At 71.6% G+C, this 17720-nt stretch carries 13 protein-coding genes; 8 read left to right on the top strand and 5 right to left on the bottom strand.

Translation table 11 applies throughout. The features are described from left to right. Positions 1-118: 118 nt before the first annotated feature. The gene (locus tag WMF14_RS13285) at positions 119-1216 is read left to right on the top strand and encodes a hypothetical protein (protein ID WP_437801346.1); all 1098 of its coding nucleotides are present in this window, start codon (positions 119-121) and stop codon (positions 1214-1216) included. Positions 1217-1352: 136 nt separating this feature from the next. Here the strand turns inward: WMF14_RS13285 and WMF14_RS13280 are convergent, their stop codons facing one another. Further along, complete coding sequence (locus WMF14_RS13280; protein ID WP_437801345.1) at positions 1353-3320, bottom strand: RecQ family ATP-dependent DNA helicase; 1968 nt, start codon at positions 3318-3320, stop codon at positions 1353-1355. 80 nt (positions 3321-3400) lie between these two features. On the opposite strand from WMF14_RS13280, the gene WMF14_RS13275 reads away from it, so the two are divergent. After that, on the top strand, positions 3401-3646 hold the full coding sequence (locus tag WMF14_RS13275; RefSeq protein ID WP_437801344.1) for a hypothetical protein: 246 nt from the start codon (positions 3401-3403) through the stop codon (positions 3644-3646). 510 nt (positions 3647-4156) lie between these two features. Continuing rightward, positions 4157-6067: an ATP-binding protein gene (locus WMF14_RS13270; RefSeq protein WP_437801343.1), complete on the top strand. Its 1911-nt coding sequence runs from the start codon at positions 4157-4159 to the stop codon at positions 6065-6067. Between the two features lie 168 nt (positions 6068-6235). Here WMF14_RS13270 and WMF14_RS13265 read toward each other — a convergent pair whose 3' ends face one another. The 3 genes from WMF14_RS13265 to WMF14_RS13255 form a co-directional block, all read right to left on the bottom strand. After that, positions 6236-7714: an FAD-dependent monooxygenase gene (locus WMF14_RS13265; protein WP_437804201.1), complete on the bottom strand. Its 1479-nt coding sequence runs from the start codon at positions 7712-7714 to the stop codon at positions 6236-6238. A 205-nt stretch (positions 7715-7919) separates the two neighbouring features. Further along, positions 7920-8906 (bottom strand): RNA polymerase subunit sigma-70, encoded by a 987-nt coding sequence (locus tag WMF14_RS13260; RefSeq protein WP_437801342.1) that lies wholly within the window; start codon positions 8904-8906, stop codon positions 7920-7922. Next, positions 8896-9537 carry a glutathione S-transferase family protein gene (locus WMF14_RS13255; RefSeq protein WP_437801341.1) on the bottom strand — a complete coding sequence of 214 codons (642 nt, stop codon included), beginning with the start codon at positions 9535-9537 and terminating at the stop codon, positions 8896-8898. Before WMF14_RS13255 ends, WMF14_RS13260 begins: the two co-directional genes overlap by 11 nt. Before the next feature lie 331 nt (positions 9538-9868). Here WMF14_RS13255 and WMF14_RS13250 point away from each other — a divergent pair, with 331 nt between their 5' ends. The 5 genes from WMF14_RS13250 (at position 9869) to WMF14_RS13230 (ending at position 16200) form a co-directional block, all read left to right on the top strand. Next, the gene (locus WMF14_RS13250; RefSeq protein ID WP_272103114.1) at positions 9869-10240 is read left to right on the top strand and encodes a cupredoxin domain-containing protein; all 372 of its coding nucleotides are present in this window, start codon (positions 9869-9871) and stop codon (positions 10238-10240) included. 267 nt (positions 10241-10507) lie between these two features. After that, positions 10508-11368 carry a BPTI/Kunitz domain-containing protein gene (locus WMF14_RS13245; RefSeq protein ID WP_437801340.1) on the top strand — a complete coding sequence of 287 codons (861 nt, stop codon included), beginning with the start codon at positions 10508-10510 and terminating at the stop codon, positions 11366-11368. Positions 11369-11519: 151 nt separating this feature from the next. Next, positions 11520-12890 (top strand): sigma 54-interacting transcriptional regulator, encoded by a 1371-nt coding sequence (locus tag WMF14_RS13240; RefSeq protein ID WP_437801339.1) that lies wholly within the window; start codon positions 11520-11522, stop codon positions 12888-12890. Between the two features lie 221 nt (positions 12891-13111). Beyond that, positions 13112-14863, top strand: a complete 1752-nt coding sequence (locus tag WMF14_RS13235) for a hypothetical protein (protein WP_437801338.1) — start codon at positions 13112-13114, stop codon at positions 14861-14863. Between the two features lie 293 nt (positions 14864-15156). Next, on the top strand, positions 15157-16200 hold the full coding sequence (locus WMF14_RS13230; RefSeq protein ID WP_437801337.1) for a hypothetical protein: 1044 nt from the start codon (positions 15157-15159) through the stop codon (positions 16198-16200). Here WMF14_RS13230 and WMF14_RS13225 read toward each other — a convergent pair. After that, complete coding sequence (locus tag WMF14_RS13225) at positions 16184-17647, bottom strand: serine/threonine-protein kinase (protein ID WP_437801336.1); 1464 nt, start codon at positions 17645-17647, stop codon at positions 16184-16186. The two genes, WMF14_RS13230 and WMF14_RS13225, sit on opposite strands and share 17 nt — an antisense overlap. Positions 17648-17720: the final 73 nt, after the last annotated feature.

The following is a 17720-nucleotide window of genomic DNA, read 5'->3' as shown; positions in this document are numbered from 1 at the left end:
CTCGATGGGCTCGCGCGGTCCGCGGCACACGCAGGGCAGCGGGCCGCGCCCCCGCCACGCGTGCGAGGCGGTGAGATCCGGTTTCGCGGAGCGCCCGACAACGCTATGGAGGAGCCCCATGGTCGAGCAAAGCACAGCGGAAAACGGGGAGGGGCAGCCGGAGAGCGCGGGGCCCGTCGAGGAGCGCGCGACGGAAGCCGCCGGAGGGGCGGCGGAAGCGAGCGTGGAGGCCTCTTCCGGCGGCACGGCGACGACCACGACGGCGGGCGCAGCGAGCGCAGCAGACGCCGTGGTCGTGCCGGCCGACGCTGCGCCCGCTGCACCCTCCGCCGCTGCGCCCGCTCGATCGCGGCCGCCGCGGGTCATCGACATGCGCCGACCGCGCACGCCAGCGCCCGCGCAGGAGCCGCCGCCGCGGCGCTCGGCGCGGCCGGCGGAGCGTGGACCTGCCGACCGTGGAGCGCACGAGCGCGGGCCGGCGGAGCGCGCAGGACGCGACGGCGGCCCGGCCGAGCGCGGGGCGCGCGACGGCAACGCGGCCGAGCGCCGCTCGCCGGACAAGGCCAGGTGGCCGCGGGATGGGGCGACGCCGCGCGGCCGGACAGGCGCCGGGGGCGCTACCCAGACCCACGCGCCCGCCGCCCCTCCAGCACAGGGCGCCGCCACGCGAGAGCAGCGCGCGGTTGCCGCCGCGGATCCCGCGCAGAACGAGGCGGAGCGCGCCGCCCTCGCCGACGCGAAGCGCGCGCCCGCCGCCGGAGAGGCCAACGCTTCCCGCAAGTCGTCGCGGCAGTCGCAGCCCGCCGAGACGCGCGGCGTGGCTCCGGCGCCAGAGACGACGGCGACTCCCGAGCCGCGCCGGGACGCCGCGTGGGTGCCTCCCCCCAGCGCCGCATTCCCGCGGAAGAAGAAGCCCGCGCTCACCGCGAAGGAGGCAATGAAGGCCAGAGTCCAGGCGCGGGCCGACAAGAAGGCAGGGAAGCAGGCACCGAGCCGCGCGGCCGAGCGCGCCGTGGACCAGAGCGTGGAGGCCGCCCGTGAGGAGCCCGGAGCGCCTCCTGCTGCAGCAAAGCCCCGCGACGCCGCTGTAGCCAAGCCCCGCGATGCGGCGCCAAGGTCAGCACGCCGCGACCAGGCGGAACCGGCGGCGGCCGCGCCGACCGCGAAACCGGGGCTGCTCAGGCGATTGATGAGCCTGTTCCGGCGATCCGGCTAGCACCGCGGGACAGAGACCCCGCCAGAGAAAGCGGCCGACGGCGAGCGGCCGCCGGAAATGGTAGCGATTTTCATAGCTTCCGCCTGTTTTGCCGCCGAGGGCGGCTCCTGTGTGGCCCAACGGGAGCCGGCCTTGGTCAGGTCGCTGCTGCGGCGCCGGCGAGGCGGGGGAGCCCGGCGCACCAGTCGAGCACCTCGGCGAACCGGCGCGTGATGAGGACGCCGAAGAGCGGATCGCGCGCGAGCTTGGCGTGGGTGGTCGCCGGGCTCGAGAGGCCGCAGAGGAAACGCGCCGCCTGGCGAGGATGGCCCAGGGCGCCCGCGTGCGCCGCGCGCAGCGCCGTGAACGCGGCGACGTCGAGCCCCACCGGCATCGGCGGCGCGTGCGCCGGCTCCGGCAGCGTCACCGCGACGCCGGCGCGGCAGAAGGTGCAGCGCCCGCACGCGGCGTCGAGGCGTTCGCCGAAGTACGCGGCGAGCGCGGCGGCGTGACAGCGCTCCGAGGTGAGCAGCTCGATCACCTGCCGCACGCGCCCGATCTCGGCGTCCTCGCGCCTCGCGAAGCGCGCGAGGAGCTCGCCGACGAGGGCGCCCGCGTCGTCCGTCGAGGCGACGCGCACGAAGCGGTGCCGGATGTCCGACGCCTTGAGCTCCGCGAGCCCCTGCCGCTCGAGGTACTCGAGCGCGCGCACCACCCGCTCGCGCGGCTGCTCCAGCGCGGCGGCGGCGGCGGCCGGGTCGACCGCGTACAGGACTCGCCCCTTCCTCGCATGGCCGAAGAGCGCCTCGAGGAACCGCGCCGGCTCGCCCTTCACCGACGCGATGACCTCCTCGAGCCTGCGGTGGAGCCGCACCTCGTAGCCGGCGTAGTGCGGCGTGAGCTGCCGGACCGCGCCCATCAGCTCGAGGTAGGTCAGCGCGGTGCGGAGCACGAGCGGCCGGACGTCGTGGCGCGTCCCCAGCGCGTGCAGGCCGAGCTCCACCTGGGGCGCGGCGAGCACGGCGCCGACCACCCCGTGGAGCGCGTCCTCGGTCGGCGTGTCGCCGTAGGCGAAGTTCTCGAGGACCGGCAGATCGTCGCCGCACACGAAGACCTCGACCACCGAGTGCGCCTGGTCCCTGCCGGCGCGGCCGATCTCCTGACTATAACTCTCGAGGCTCTTCGGGAGATTGTAATGGTCGACATAACGCACGTCGGGCTTGTCGATCCCCATCCCGAACGCAATGGTGGCGACCACGATGCCGCGGTCGCTCTGCATCCAGTCGTCCTGCACGCGCGCGCGCTCCGCCGCCTCCATCCCGGCGTGGTACGCGCGCGCCGGCAGCCCCGCAGAAGCGAGCTTCTCGGCCACGTGCTCGGCGGTCTTCTGGAGCGTGACATAGACGATGGTGGAGCCGGGCGGCCGGGATCGCAGGCGCTCAATCAGGACCCGGTCGCGCGCGGTCGCGCTCACCGCCGTCGCGCGGAGCTCGAGGTTCGGTCGGTAGAAGCCGGTGATGACCGTGTGCTCCTCGCGGATGCCGAATGTGGCGCAGACGTCGCGCACGACCCCGGGCGTCGCGGTGGCCGTCAACGCGAGCACGCGTGGCACACCGAGCGCCCGGGCGGTGTCCGCGAGCCTCAGGTAGTCGGGGCGGAAGTTGTGTCCCCACTCGGAGATGCAGTGGGCCTCGTCCACCGCGAAGATGGCGATCTTGAGCTCTTTCAGCAGCGACATGAACCGCTCGCTCACGAACCGCTCGGGGGCGACATAGAGCAGCTTCGTCTTGCCCGAGCGCAGATCCCTGTGCGCCTCCGCCGCGCCGTCGGCTGACAGCGACGAATCGAGCCGGACCGCGGCGATGCCGCGCGCGCTGAGGAAATCGATCTGATCCTTCATCAGCGCGATCAGCGGAGAGATGACGATCGTGACCCCGTCGAGCAGGAGCGCGGGGAGCTGGTAGCAGAGCGATTTGCCGCCGCCTGTCGGGAAGACCGCGAGCGCGCTGTGGCCCGAGAGCAAGGCATCCATGACCGCGCGCTGGCCTGGGCGGAGCTCGCGGAAGTTGAACCGCGCCTCGAGGACGTCGAGCAGATCGGGGCCGTATGGTGTGGGCTGATTCAAGAGGGCATCCTACACCTCGCTCGCGCCGAGGAACACCCCGCCGTCGCGCGCTCCGGACCGTTGCGGCGAAGAGCGGCGCCGTGCTTGTTCGCTGCTCCTCGCTCGACCTGGAGTTCGCCGCGTGGAAGATCCGCGCAGCGCCGCGCCCCGCCGAGCTGGTCGTCGTCTGTCGCCGCGCACGTCATCCAGCCTCGCGCGCCGTCCTCCTCGCGCTCGTTGACCGGGGCGCGCTCGATCACGCGAGCGGCGGGCTCGACGTTCGGCCCAAGCTTGCTCACCTCTCCGGTGCCAGCGGCAGCCCGAGCCGCCGGCCGATCGCCTCGTGAACGACCCGGGCCGCTACCTCATCCCCGAGGGCGACGGCGCGGCTCAGGGTGCTGGCAAACGAGGCGACCACTGCAGCCGCCTGCGCTGCCGACGGGCTCGCACGCCGATGTCGTCCCGCGACGGGTATGCCCGACGAAGGCTCCGGGAGCAGGCGTCCGGTGGATGACGGCGGCGGGGCGGTTACGTCGGGCCCGACCATCCGCTGACCGCTGGACCATCGTCTCTCAAAAAGCTTCGAATACGCCAGTCTCAGGCGAATTCTCCGACCTCGCCCTGGTCGCGATTTCCTGAGCTCTACAGATCGGACTGCCGGGCTGCGGAGACGACATCTTCCCTCTTCCCTGACGTGTAGGGCCTGCGCCCCGGCAGCCATGCGAGAGAACACGACCATGCGGCCAAGCAGCCGCACGACGCCGACCACGCTCCGCAGCATGGTGACGTGAACGGCGAGTTATCGGGTCAGCAGACTCGTGCTTTGGTGCAGCTCTCGTGTTACGAGGTTGGTGTTCATGGGGGATGCTGGAACGCCGGGCGCCACGGTCGCGAAAGAACGGTTCCGCAACTGGAATGACTTCGTCCGCGAGCTGGATCTCGCCGACCCGCTGCGCCGTCTCGTACTCGACTCATGGGAGCGCAGTCGGGCGGCGGCGGTCGACCCCGTTCGTCCGCCCTTCCGGCGGATCGACGACGAGGAGCTCGCGAGAAGGCTGGAACGGAGCGCCGACCTGGTCCGGGCCGCCATCCCTCACCTGCACTGGGCCGCCGCGCTGCTACGGGCGTCGGAGCCGGCCGTCTACCTCGTCGATGGGGACGGCATCGTCCTTCACTCGGTCGGCACGTCTCGTTCGATGATGGAGACATTCGGCCTCCTGCCCGGATTCGACTGGTCGGAGCGGACGATGGGGACCAACGGCGCCGGCACCGCCATTGCAGCCAATCGCCCGGTCGCGATCGTCGGACCGGAGCATTTCGCGAGCGCATTCGACGATTGCACGTGCACCGGCGCGCCGATCCACGCGCCCGACGGTACGATCATCGGCGCGATCGACGTCAGCACGTCCGTCGCGACCGGCAGCCCCGAGCGGCTCGCGCTGGTGGCGCACATCGCCTACACGATCGAGCGCGAGCTGCAGGCGTCATGGGAAAGCCGCCGCCGCGAGGCCGAGGAGGCGGGCCGGATCCAGGCAGAGGAGGCGCGCGAGCAGCTCGCCCGCCTGCAGGCCGTCACGGCCGCGCTCGCCCGCACGTGCAGCGCCGGAGAGTCCGCCGGCGTCGCGATCCGCGCGATCGGCGCGATCCTTCAGGCCCAGGGCGCGCGGGCCTACCTGCGAACGGACGACCCACGAGGGCTGCGCCTCGTGGCCTCGACCGGCGACAACGGGACGTCGCCCTTCCCGTCGATCCCGTCCGATCCGGAGCAGCCGGTCGTCCTGGCCCTGTGCCGCGGCGAGCTGGTCATCCTGCCGGACCCCAACGAGGTCGAGGGGGCCGCCACGCGCTTCGCCCCGCGCCCCACCATGTCCGCCATGGCCTCGCCACGCCTCGTGGCGCTGCCGCTCCGGATCCACGGTCGGGATCTCGGCGGCCTGGTGTTCATCATCGAGGGTTCGTGCCGCCTCGATCCGGCGATGCGTAAGCTGGTCGCCACGATGGCGGATCAGTGCGCTCAGGCGGTCGAGCGCAATGCCCTCTTCGAGTCGGAGATGCGCGCCCGCGCCGAGGCACAGGATGCGGTCCGGAAGCGCGAGCAGATGCTCGGCATCGTGGCCCACGATCTCCGCAACCCCCTCAGCGCGATCATGCTCCGGGCGGCCCTGCTGAAGCGGGAGCTGGCGTCCCGCGTCGACGAGGAGAAGTTGCGGGACGGCGTACGGACGATCGAGCGCGCAGCGCGCCACAGCAACCGCCTCATCGCCGACCTGCTCGACGTGGCGAGCATCGACGCTCGCCGATTGTCGATCCTGCCCGCCCCCCACGAGGTCTCCGACCTCGTGGCGGATGCGACGGAAACAGCGCGCTTCGGCGAGACCGGCCGCTCGTTGTCGATGCACGTGAAGGTTCCGACGGATCTGCCGCCGGTGCTCGCCGATCGCGACCGGATCGTCCAGGTCCTCTCCAACCTGCTCAGGAATGCCCACAAGTTCACGCCCGACGGCGGGGCGATCTGCGTGCGTGCCGAGGCGCTCGACGGGGAGGTGGGGATCCACGTCCGGGATTCCGGTGTCGGAATCGCGGCCGAACATCTCCCACTCATCTTCGACCCGTACTGGACGCGCCCGAACAACGGGCAGCGCGGCACTGGCCTCGGTCTGGCGATCGCGCGGGGGATCGTGCAGGCGCACGGTGGGCGAATCTGGGTGGAGAGCCGGGTTGGCGACGGGAGCACCTTCTCGTTTACCTTGCCGCTCGCCGATCGCTGAAGCGCACCTCGCGCCCGCACCGGGCCGACGCCGAGCGGGAACGTTCGCACCGCGTCGGTCTGGCGCTACCTGAACGACGACATGGTCGCGCCCGCGAACGTCGTCGCAGACGGCAGCGTTTCCCTGAGCGCGCACGCGGATCGCGGCAGCTACGCCCCACGGTTCTTCCTACGCGGTGGCGCTCCGCTGCGTGGGCGGACCGAACCAGGTGGTGAGGGCGTCGCGAAGGCCGTGGTCCGTCCCCTCTCCGACCCACGCGACGTGTCCGTCGGGTCGAATCAAGACAGCGGTCGGCGCAGCTACCGCGCCGAGCACCGGGAGCTCCCACACACCAGCGGGGCGGGCTTCGAGCAGCCGAACACGAGCGGCCCAGGGAGTGATGTCGAAGGCCCCCGGCTCACCGAGGTTGAGCAAGACCGGCCTTGCCTCGTGCAGCAGCGTGAATGCGCGCAGCGGTCCGCTCTCGGTGACCAGGTCGAGATCGGGCATCCGACGTCCGAGCAGCGGGTGTCCTTCACCGAGGTCGTAGCGAATGTCGAGACCAGACATCATCGCGGCGTAGCGCTTGCGCGGCTCGTCGATCTTGAGCAGCTCCGTCACGGTCTCGCGCAGGGCCTCCGTTCGATCGTCGCCGCGACCGAGCGCGGTTTGTGCCATGGTCAGGCGCAGCACGCGAGCAGCGATGGGGTGCCGCTCGGCGTGATAGGTATCGAGCAGGCTGTCGGGCGATGTGCCGCTCACCACCTGGGCGAGCTTCCATCCCAGGTTCACGGCGTCCTGGACGCCGATGTTGAGCCCCTGTCCACCTGCCGGCGCGTGCACGTGCGCCGCGTCGCCCGCCAGGAGGACACGCCGGTCTCGGTAGGACGCCGCTTGCCGAGCCATGTCGCTGAATCGGGATAGCCAGGTCGGGTTACGAACACCGAAGTCGGTGCCGTAGACCGCGACGAGCGCGTCGCGCAGGTCCTGTAGCGTCGGCTTGTCGGCTTTGCCGACGTGCGGCTCCACGAGCACGACGCCGACACGCTTTCCGTCCTCCAGCCTACCCAGCGCGTTGACGCCCTTCTCGCCGCGGCGGACGCCCCACGCGGGCTCGTCCACCATGTCCACCTCCGCGATCAGATAGCTCGTCGACGCGTCCCATCCGACGAAGTCGATGCCCGCCTTCTTGCGGACCAGGCTGCGGCCGCCGTCGCACCCGACGAGGTACCTCGCTCGTAGCGTCACGCCGTCAGACAGCTCGACGTCGACGCCCGTGTCGTCCTGCGCAAACCCCGTCACGTCACGCCCGCGATAGAGCTTCACCGGCAGCTCGGAGACCCAGTCGGCCAGGATGCGCTCGATCCGGTTCTGGCGGAGCGCGAGCCCGTAGTTGTGGCGAACGGGGAAGTCGCTGATGTCGAGAGGGATGAACGAGAAGCCGGCGACCTGCATCGCCTGCCCTTGTGAGAGGAAGCGCTCCGCGACGCCACGCTGATCGAAGACCTCGATCGTGCGCGCGTGCAGACCGCCCGCGCGCGAGCCGGCGAGGTCCTGGTTTTCGCGCCGCTCGACGATGGCCACATCGATCCGCGCCAGCGCCAGCTCGGCCGCCAACATGAGTCCCGTCGGACCTCCACCAGCGATCACCACGGCGTGCTTCGGCATCTTCATGGTGCAGCATGGTGCGGCATGCCTGGGGGCTTCCGGCAAGCCCCCGTGTCTGGTATACGCTGGGGCTGGAGACGGACGGGGGGCGCGCTCGTTTCCTCGCCGCACGCGCGCCTCGCGGCACACGGCGGCGCGCCGAATTTTCCGATCGTGCGGCGTTCGTGGGGGATCGTGGCGACGGGCCCCCCAATGCACTCGCTCATCAGGTGGGCAGCTCCGACGGCACGCCGAACAGGGGGTACACCTCGGGCAGCATGAAATGGTCGACGGTCGCGATAGCGCCGTCGCGCGTGGTGACGAGCTGAATCGCCGACAGGGTGTGTGGCGCGCCAGCGGCTCGGGGACGATAGAAGGCCAATGCCGGTTGTCCGTTCGCGGCGATGCGCAAGTGCAGGAATTGCCCAGGGACGATGCTGCCGAACATCCGCCGGTAGAAGCGCTCGTTGGCGGCGCGCCCGGAGACCCAGGTTGGCGCCGGCGGCATGGTGGTGCGCATGTCTTCGTGGAATAGCGCGACCAGGGCGTCGAGGTTCGCGTCCTCGAAGGCGCGCACGTACTGTTCGAGCAAACGCGGATCCACTTGCGTGGTCGTCGCGATGTCGACCGGCTCCGCCCCGCCGAGCTTGCTGCCGATCGCGGTGCGGGCGCGGAACAAGGCGCTGTTCGCGGCCTCCACGCTCGTGGCGAGCGCTTGCGCCGTCTCCGCCGCCGACAGTCCGACCACGTCGCGGAGCAGCAGCGTCGCGCGCTGCAGCGGGGACAGGCATTGCAGGGCCGCCACGAAGGCCAAGGCGACGCTCTCCTTGAGCGCGTAGCGCGCCTGGGGGTCGCGCTCCTCGACGCCTTCCAGCCAGGCACCGGGCATCGGCTCCAGCCAGACGGGCTCTTCGACGCGCGGCAGCGGGGGCCTGGCGTCCTCCGTCGCGGGGAACGCGTCCGTCGGAAACAAGCGCCGCGGCCGGCGCTTCAGCTCGTCCAGGCAGACGTTGGTCGCGATGCGGAAGAGCCACGGCTTGACGAGCGCCTCGTCCTCCAACGAATCCTTGGCGCGCCAGGCGCGCAGCCAGGTCTCCTGCACCACGTCGTCGCCGTCGTGCGCGGAGCCGAGCATGCGGTAGCAGTGCAGGCGGATCGCGCCCCGCAGGGGCTCGACCGATCGCAGGAACGTGGCGTCGTCTTTAGGCGGCATGGGGCCTCATGGCGGCTTGGGCGTCGGCGAGGGCGCGGCGCATGCTATCGCGGCCGAGCACGCGCGTGAGCCACGACTCGAGGCGCGGAAACTCGGCCAGCGAAAGCCCGCACAGGGGCGCCAGGCTGTAGTGCGACGCGAGCGCGAAGTCGGCGAGCGAGAGCGATCCGGCCAAGTAGTCGCGCCCGGAAAGCGCCGCATCGAGCACCCTGCTGAGGTGCGCGAAGTCGGCGCTGCTGGTGGCGATGACCGCCTCGTTGGGCGCCCCCTGGCCGGTCAGGCGCTTCACGATGCGCTCGAACGCGACCGCGGTCATGGCCGGTCCCAGGTGCGCGAGCTGCCAGGCCAGCCAGCGATCCAGCTCGGCCTGGGCGCGCGCCGTGGCCGGCACCAGTCCGCCGCCGCATTTTGCGGCCAGGTAGCGCATGATGGCTGTCGACTCCCAGAGCACCAGGTCGTCGTCCACCAGCACCGGGACGCGCCCGTTCGGGTTCAGCTCGAGAAATTCGGGCGCGCGGGAAGCTCGTTGAAAGAGGTCGACGTGGACCGGCTCGAACGAGACGCCGAGCTCGTAGGCGACGGCACGGACCTTGCGACAATTGGGAGAAAACGCAAAATCATAGAGTTTCATGGCAGTTTTGGCCTCTCCTCTCCAAGACTGCCGCCGGGGCCGAAACTGTTCGGGGCCCCGAAGTTTTTTCAACCGCGGCCGGCCGAAGCGCCCGCGCCCAGTCGGGCCAGGAGCTCGTCCACCTGCTCCTGCTGCCCATCCCGGGGGCGAGCTCGCTCGCGCACCTGGAAGAAAGCTGGGCGGCGCGACGCATCGCGCTGGAGCCGGGCGAGATAGCGGCTCTCGCCCCCTCCGGCTCCGCCGTTCCGGCGCGCGGGCTGAAATCCGCGTTCGACCGTAATGCGGCGGAGGCCCGCGCGTCTTCCACCCAGAACCTCAAGGAGATTCTCGCATGAAGATCAGACACGCAATCTTCTCGATCGCGCTCGGCATCACCACGGTCGCCTCCGCGCTCGGCTGCTCGCAGCCCGCGAGCGCCGAGCCGCAGAAGGCGCCGCGCGTGGTCGAGATCATGATCCACGGCGCCTTCGTGCCCGACAAGATCGCCGCGGTCGAGGGGGAGCGGCTGGAGCTCAGGCTCGTCCGCCACGACAGCGGCGACTGCACCAAGGAGGTCGTCTTCCCGAGCCTCGGCATCCGCAAGGAGCTGCCGACCGGACAGCCGGTGACCATCGACCTCCCCGAGCTGAAGGCAGGGGAGCTCAAATTCGAGTGCGGCATGGGGATGATCAAGGGCACCATCGCGGTCGCGCCGAGGAAGTGAGCAGCAGACGGGAGCGCTCCCTGAGTCACCGCGAGCGAGCCCTCCGGCTGGCGGATCCGTCGACAGGTGGGACACGGTGCCTCCACGTAGGCAGCGCGCCGTGACCGACGCGCCGCACCTCGAGCACGTCGTCACGGCATGCAGCGTCGCCTGGCACACCACCGCCTGACATGCCATCGAAGACGGATGCATATCCTACGATCGATTGTCTTATCCTCAGGTAACCGGACGTGCGCCGATTGCAACGTATTTGAAATATACCGGCGCTTGTCCATCGGGCTCGGCTTGCTCACCTCTCTCCTGCTCGCGGCGGGCTGCAGCGGCGCGGGGAACGACGGTGGATCGGGCGGCAGCGGCTCGGTCGCTGGCAGCGGCGCCGGCCCGGTCGCTGGCAGCGGCGGCGGACCGGTCGCCGGCAGCGGCGGCGGCTCGGTCGCGAGCAGCGGCGCCGGCGGCGAATCGCCGGACCGTTGTACGCTGCCGCAGGAGACCGGGCCGTGCGACGCGTCGATCCCGAGCTACTGGCACGACCCCGGCACCGGCGAGTGCGTTCCGTTCATCTATGGTGGCTGCGAGGGCAACGAGAACCGCTTCGAGTCGCTCGCGGCGTGCCTGGAGGCCTGTCAGGGCACCACGACGGACATGGATGCATGCGCGGCGCCGGGGGATTGCGTCCTCGCGCCGCCGCGTTGCTGCGCCTCCTGCGACCCTGTCGATGCCAGCGCGTTCGTCGCCCTCCACCGCGACGCGGTGGCGGATTTTTGGAATGCCAGCGGGTGCGGGGACACGCAGTGCGCGCCATGCCCGGAGGTCGGCGAGGCCGAGCGCACCTCCCAGTACTTCGCCGCCACATGCGAGAGCGGGCGCTGCGTCGTCGTCGACGTGCGCGAATCCCCGCTGACGGAATGCACGAAAGACACGGACTGCGCCCTGCGCGACGGCGTCGGGTGCTGCGAGTCGTGCGATGGGAAAGGCATCGTCGCCCTCAACCAGAGCGCGGATCTCGGTGCCCTCGTTTGCCCCGAAGAGATCGTCGCGTGCCCTCCCTGCGCGCCCGTGTACCCGGAAGGAATGGCGGCTGTGTGCTCGGAGGGCAGGTGTAAACCGCAGCTCTCCGAGGCGCCCTGACCGACGGGTATTCGTTCCTCTCCTTCGCGCTCGTACAGGCCGGGAGACGGCGGCGCCGATCTCGAACGATCTCCGCGAGCGGGTGGTCGCGGCGTACAGGGCGGGTCCGCCGCGGAGAGCCGCCGCTCGGCGCCGTGGTAGCCTCGACCCGATGTCGCACGGCCAGCCATCGCCCTCCTCGCCCGACGAGACCCGCGCGCTCGTGTCCCGCTCCACGGAGCTCGTGTTCAGGCGCTTCCGGCTCAAGGTCCTGGAGGGCCCGGAGCGCGGCCTCACGCGGGACTCGGACGAGCCGGAGCTCGTGATCGGCTCCGCGCCGGGGACGCACCTCACGCTCACCGATCCGACCGTCTCCCGCCATCACTGCGCCATCACCGCGACGGCCGAGGGGTTCCTGCTCCGCGATCTCGACAGCAAGAACGGCACGACCATGGCCGGGTACCGCGTCCGCTCCGCCTACCTCAAGGCCGGGACCGTGCTCGGCGTCGGCGAGACCTCGCTGCGCTTCGAGCACCTCGACGAGGAGGTCCGCCAGCCGCTCAGCCACGAGGAGCGCTACGGCCGCGCCCTCGGGCAGAGCGCCGCCATGCGCCGCCTGTTCGCCCTGCTGCCCCGGATCGCCGGGAGCGCCTCCACCGTGCTGATCGAGGGCGAGACCGGCACCGGCAAGGGCCTCGTCGCCGAGGCCATCCACCAGAGCAGCCCGCGCGCGGGCGGGCCCTTCGTCGTCGTCGACTGCTCCGCGATCCCGCCGAACCTCATCGAGGCCGAGCTCTTCGGGCACGTGAAGGGCGCCTTCACCGGCGCGGTCGCGTCGCGCCCGGGCGCCTTCGAGGCGGCGCGCGGCGGCACCGTCTTCCTCGACGAGATCGGCGAGCTGCCGCTCGACATGCAGCCCAAGCTGCTCCGCGCGCTCGAGGAGCGCGTCGTCAAGCGCGTCGGCAACCTCGATCCGGTGCCGCTCGACATGCGCGTCGTCGCGGCGACCCACCGCGACCTCCGGAAGGAGGTCAACCGCGGCCGCTTCCGGGCCGATCTCTTCTACCGCCTCAACGTGGTGCGGATCCGCATCCCGCCGCTGCGCGAGCGGATCGAGGACATCCCGCTGCTCGTCGCCCATTTCTACGAGCAGCTGGTCACGGACGGCGATCCGAGCCCGCCCGCCGAGCTCCTCCAGGCGCTCGCGCAGCAGGACTGGCCCGGCAACGTGCGCGAGCTGCGGGCCGCCGTGGAGCGCGCGGTCCTCCTCGGCGACGCGGCGCCGTGGCGCGACGGCGGGGACGACGAGGGGGACGCGCCGGACAGCGCCGCGCCGCCCGCGGCCGAGGACGCGTTCGACCCGGCGCTCTCGTTCCGCGCCGCCAAGGAGAAGGCCACGTCGCGCTGGGAGCGCGCGTACCTCCGGGGGTTGCTCCGCGCCCACGGCGGCAACCTCTCGGCGGCCGCGCGCGCGGCGCGCATGGACAGGAGCCACCTCCACGAGCTGCTCCGCCGGCACGACCTGTCGGCCCGCGAGGAGTAGCCGCGTAGGCGCGCGCCTACACCTGTGGGCGCCCGCCTACGGGGACAGGGGCGCGCGGCGCGGAAAGCGCCGCCGGAAGGAGGACGGCAGCGCCGGCGATCCGCGAGATCCGCCGCCCGGCACGGGCAAGCATGAACGCTGCGCGCCCGGCACGAGCGCTGCGCGCCCGGCACGAGCGCTGCGCGCCCGGCACGGGCGCTGCAAGGAAGAGCCGCGACACCATGACAACGCAAGGCACTCCCCGATACCTGCTCCTCGCACTCCTCGCATCGAGCCCCGCCGCGCTCGGCTGTGTCGCGGCGACGGACGACGCCCCCGCCGCGCTCGGCGAAGCGGCGCAAGCCGTGCTCAGCGGCGATGAGCCGCCGGAGCCCGAGCCGGTGCCGGTGCCGGTGCCGGGCGGCGACCCGGGGCCTACGGTCATCTCGTTGAACGGCATCGACGCCGATTTCACGCGGGACCCCGGCGTCCTCGACTTCCTCCGCGAACTCGCGGCTGCCTCCCTCGCCAGCAAGTCCGAGAGGATCTTCAAGCGGGTGACCGGCGAGGGGAACGGGCTGCGCCGCAAAGCGATGGCGTACATGATGTCGTGCGCCCTGAGCCAGGGACAAAAGCTCGTCGTAGCGAATCCGCAACGGGTCGTAGGGGATCCGCGACCGACAGATTTCGTTCAGTTCAACGGCCTCCACGGCCTTGCCCCGTCCTGGAGTGACAAGCAGCTCACCGACCAAGAGCAGCGCTGGGTGAGCGCGTGCCTGCTCGCGCACGCGAACAAGCTCGGCGAGCCGGTCCGCATCTCGCTGCGCGCGCCGCGCATGACCCTCACCCCCGAGGAAGGGATGGACTATACCGCTCAAGAGGCCACGTACTTCGGCAACCTCTTCGACCTGGAGCCGAAGAAGTTCGCGTGTATCGGCGCGACGAGCAGCATAAAGGCGATGGGCCGAGGGCGGACTTGCCACACGTCAGTCGAGCAGTGCGGGTTCCAGGTCCTCGGCCCCTGCGCCGAGCATTGCTCCAGAGACGGGGACATCTTCGGGCAGTGCGGGGGCGGCGGCGTCACGTACCCGGAGGTCATCACGGTCTACAACGAATCGCGCAACGCTCTCGCCCCGAGCATGCCTGGAGCCACCGGCGTCGGCATCTTTCGTGCAGGCGCCTGGGCGCTCGATCGCAACGGCAATGGATACGACGGCGATGCGCCGATCCAGCTCTCCGTCGCCGGCAGCACGCCTGTCGTGGGCGACTGGACCGGTGACGGCCACTCGAAGCCCGGCGTGTTCCGCGACGCCGACGGGATGTGGTTCCTCGATCTCGACGGCAACGGCTGGTCGCCCGGGGTCGATCGGCAGATCCAGTTCGGGCTGCCCGACGACGTGCCCGTGGTCGGCGACTGGACCGGCTCCGGCAAGACGCGCGTCGGCGTCTTCCGGGCCGGCGTCTGGGTCTTCGATCTCGACGGCAACGGCTACGACTCGTCCGATCGCGTCGTCCACTGGGGCAATCGGAAGGACACGCCGGTCGTGGGGAGCTGGGACGGCAGCGGGAAGGCGCGCCCCGGCGTCGTCCGCGTGCTGTCCGATGGATTGATGTACTGGTACCTCGACATGAGCGGCAATGGGACGGACGGCGGCGCCTACAGAGCGCTCCAGTTCGGCCTGCGCGGCGACGTGCCCCTCGTCGGCGACTGGACCGGCACCGGCAAGACGCGCGTCGGCGTCTTCCGGAACGGAGAATTCTACCTCGATCTCAACGGCAACGGATACGACGGCGAAGTGCCCATCCGCCTCGGCCAGGCAGGCGATATCCCCGTGGTCGGGCGCTGGAGCGGCACCGCCCGGAGCCTCGTCGGCGCCTGGCGGCCGTCGGACGGGATGTGGCTCCTCGACATGAACGGCAACGGCTGGGACGGCGCCGACCGCGCCCTCCATTTCGGCCTGCCCGGCGACGTCCCTATCACCGGCTCCTGGTAAGCGAGAGCGGCGGGCACCCGCTTCGGAGACGGGCCCATCTCGACGTTTTCGGTGCTCGGCGCACCGGAGTGCGCCTGCGCGCCGAAAACGCCGATCTGGATCCGTCTCCTGTGCGGGTGACCGCCGCTCTGTGACGCAGGGGGCCTGGGCGGGGAGATTAGAACGACTGATTTGGGACAGCTGATCTCGGGCCGCGCTGACGCGGGGCGATCGCTGTTCGCAGATAGGCGTGTGTCGTCATGCCGGCGATCCGCGCCATGAACGATGGCCCATTGAAGATGAGGATGAAATCCATGAATTCGATGTCGACAAAGTCCAGTACGCTGCTTCTTCTGATCGCCGCTGTCACCGCCGCGGCGGGCTGCGGGGAAGCTTCGATCGACGGCGGCGACGCGATCGAGGGCTCCCTCGGCGAGGCGGACGGCGCGATCGAGGGCGAGATCGAGGACGGCAGCGACAGCCCGATCTCGCCGCCCGTGGCGCGGGTTCCGACCGGCGTCGGGGTCTTCCGTGGGCCGAGCACCTTCGTGCTCGATCGCAACCGCAACGGGTGGGACGGCGACGTCGGGATCGGCTTCTCCGTCACCGGCAACACAACGCCTGTCGTGGGCGACTGGACCGGCGACGGCCACTCGAAGCCCGGCGTGTTCCGCGACGCCGACGGGATGTGGTTCCTCGATCTCGACGGCAATGGGTGGTCGCCCGGGGTCGATCGGCAGATCCAGTTCGGGCTGCCCGGCGACGTGCCCGTGGTCGGCGACTGGACCGGCTCCGGCAAGACGCGCGTCGGGGTCTTCCGGGCCGGCGTCTGGTACCTCGATCTCGACGGCGACGGCTACGACTCGTCCGATCGCGTCCTCCAATGGGGCAGTCCCGGGGATACGCCGGTCGTGGGGAGCTGGGACGGCAGCGGCAAGACGCGCCCCGGCGTCGTCCGCGTGCTGCCCGATGGCATGATGTACTGGCTCCTCAACCTGAGCAGCGATGGGCTGAACGGCTCCTACCGCGTGCTCCAGTTCGGCCTGCGCGGCGACGTGCCCCTCGTCGGCGACTGGACCGGCACCGGCAAGCCGCGCGTCGGCGTCTTCCGCAACGGGGAGTTCCACCTCGATCTCAACGGCAACGGGTACGACGGCGAGGTGCCCATCCTGCTCGGCCAGGCAGGCGATATCCCCGTGGTCGGACGCTGGAGCGGCACCTCCCGGAGCCTCGTGGGCGCCTGGCGGCCGGCGAACGGGATGTGGCTCCTCGACATGAACGGCAACGGCTGGGACGGCGCTGACCGCGCCCTCCAGTTCGGCCTCACCGGCGACGTCCCGATCACCGGCGCATGGTGATCGCTGGGAGGGCGCGCGCGTAGAGCCGCGCCACGGCCCCGGCCGGCGCCGCCTCGAGCCCGAGCCCGTCGAGCAGCGCCGGCGTCGCGAGGTCGAGCAGCGCCGGCGTCGCGAAGAGGCCGGCGGGCAGGCCCTCCGGGAGCCACGCCGCGACGTCGAGCAGCGGGCCCCCAGCCGGCGCGCCGCCGTCGAAGCGCGCCGGGGCGGCGTGCAGGCACAGCGCGACGTGCACCCGCGGATCGCGGGCGGGACGCGCCTCGAGCGCGCCGAGGAGCGCGCGCGCCGCGTCGATCGCCGACCGCCGCGCGGCGCGCTCGCCGCCGGGGAACCCGCCCGGATCGACGACGTAGAGCGCGGCGTGGCCGGCCTCGACCGCGGCACGGAAGCCGCGCTCGGCGAGCCACGCCTGGGCGGCGGGCAGGATCGCCTCCAGGTCGTCGAGCAGGCTCGGCTCCGCGTCCTCCAGCGCCGCCGCGTCGGCGCGCGCCTCGACGTGGAGGGCGACCGCGAGCCGCTCGGCGCCGGACGGGAGGCCAGCGCGACCCGCCGCCTCCCGGAGCTCGGCGAGCAGCGCCGCCGCGCCCTGCTGGCGCCGCCCCGGGTCCTTGCTGAGCGCCCGCAGCACCACCTCGTCGATCGCAGGCTCGACCGGCGCGCGCGCGCTCGGGCGCGGCGGGCGGGCGTGGAGGTGCAGCTGCGGGAGCAGCGCCGACGTCGCCGGGAAGGGCGGCTCGCCGGTGAGAAGGGCATAGAGGAGCGCGCCGAGCGCGTAGACGTCGGTGCGCTGATCCGTCGGCAGGCCGCGGATCTGCTCGGGCGCCATGAACGCCGGCGTGCCGACCATCTGCCGCGAGCCGGTGATCGACGGCCCCGGGTCGTCGAGCAGCTTGGCCACGCCGAAGTCGAGGAGCACGACGCGCCGCGCGCCGCCTTCGTCCGCAAGGAAGACGTTCGAGGGCTTGATGTCGCGGTGCACGATCGCCTGCGCGTGCGCGGCCGAGAGCGCTGCCGCGAGCGGATCGAGGATCGAGAGCGTCTCGTCGAGCGACAGGCGCCCGGCCGCCGCGAGGTGCGCCCGGAGATCCACGCCGTCGAGCAGATCCATCGCGAAGTACGGGTTCCCGTCCGGAAGCTCGCCGACCTCGTGGACGGCGATGACGTTGGGGTGCCGGATGCGGCCGATCGCGCGCACCTCGCGCGCGAAGCGGAGCGCCGCCTCGTGGCTCGAGACGAGATCGGCGTGGAGCACCTTGAGCGCGCGCGGGGCGCCGCCCCGCTCCGCGGGGACCACGCGGTACACAGCGCCCGCGCCGCCGTGGCCGAGCAGCGATGCGACGACGTAGTCGCCGACGCGATCCCCAGGCGAGAGCACGCGCCGGTCCCCGGAGGAGCATCCCCGCGCCACGACCGTGGTGAGCGGCACAGGGTCGGTCGCGTCGCACTTCACAAGACATACAGCGTAGCATGCGGGGCGCGCGGAGCGCCGCCGGGCGCGCTCCGGATCTCAGCTTCTCGTACTC

Origin of the sequence: Sorangium sp. So ce693, assembly GCF_051521375.1 — a bacterium.
In the GTDB taxonomy this organism is placed as follows: domain Bacteria; phylum Myxococcota_A; class Polyangia; order Polyangiales; family Polyangiaceae; genus Sorangium; species Sorangium atrum.
The sequence above is the reverse complement of the archived record's forward strand: the minus strand, read 5'-3'. Positions and strand labels throughout refer to the sequence as shown.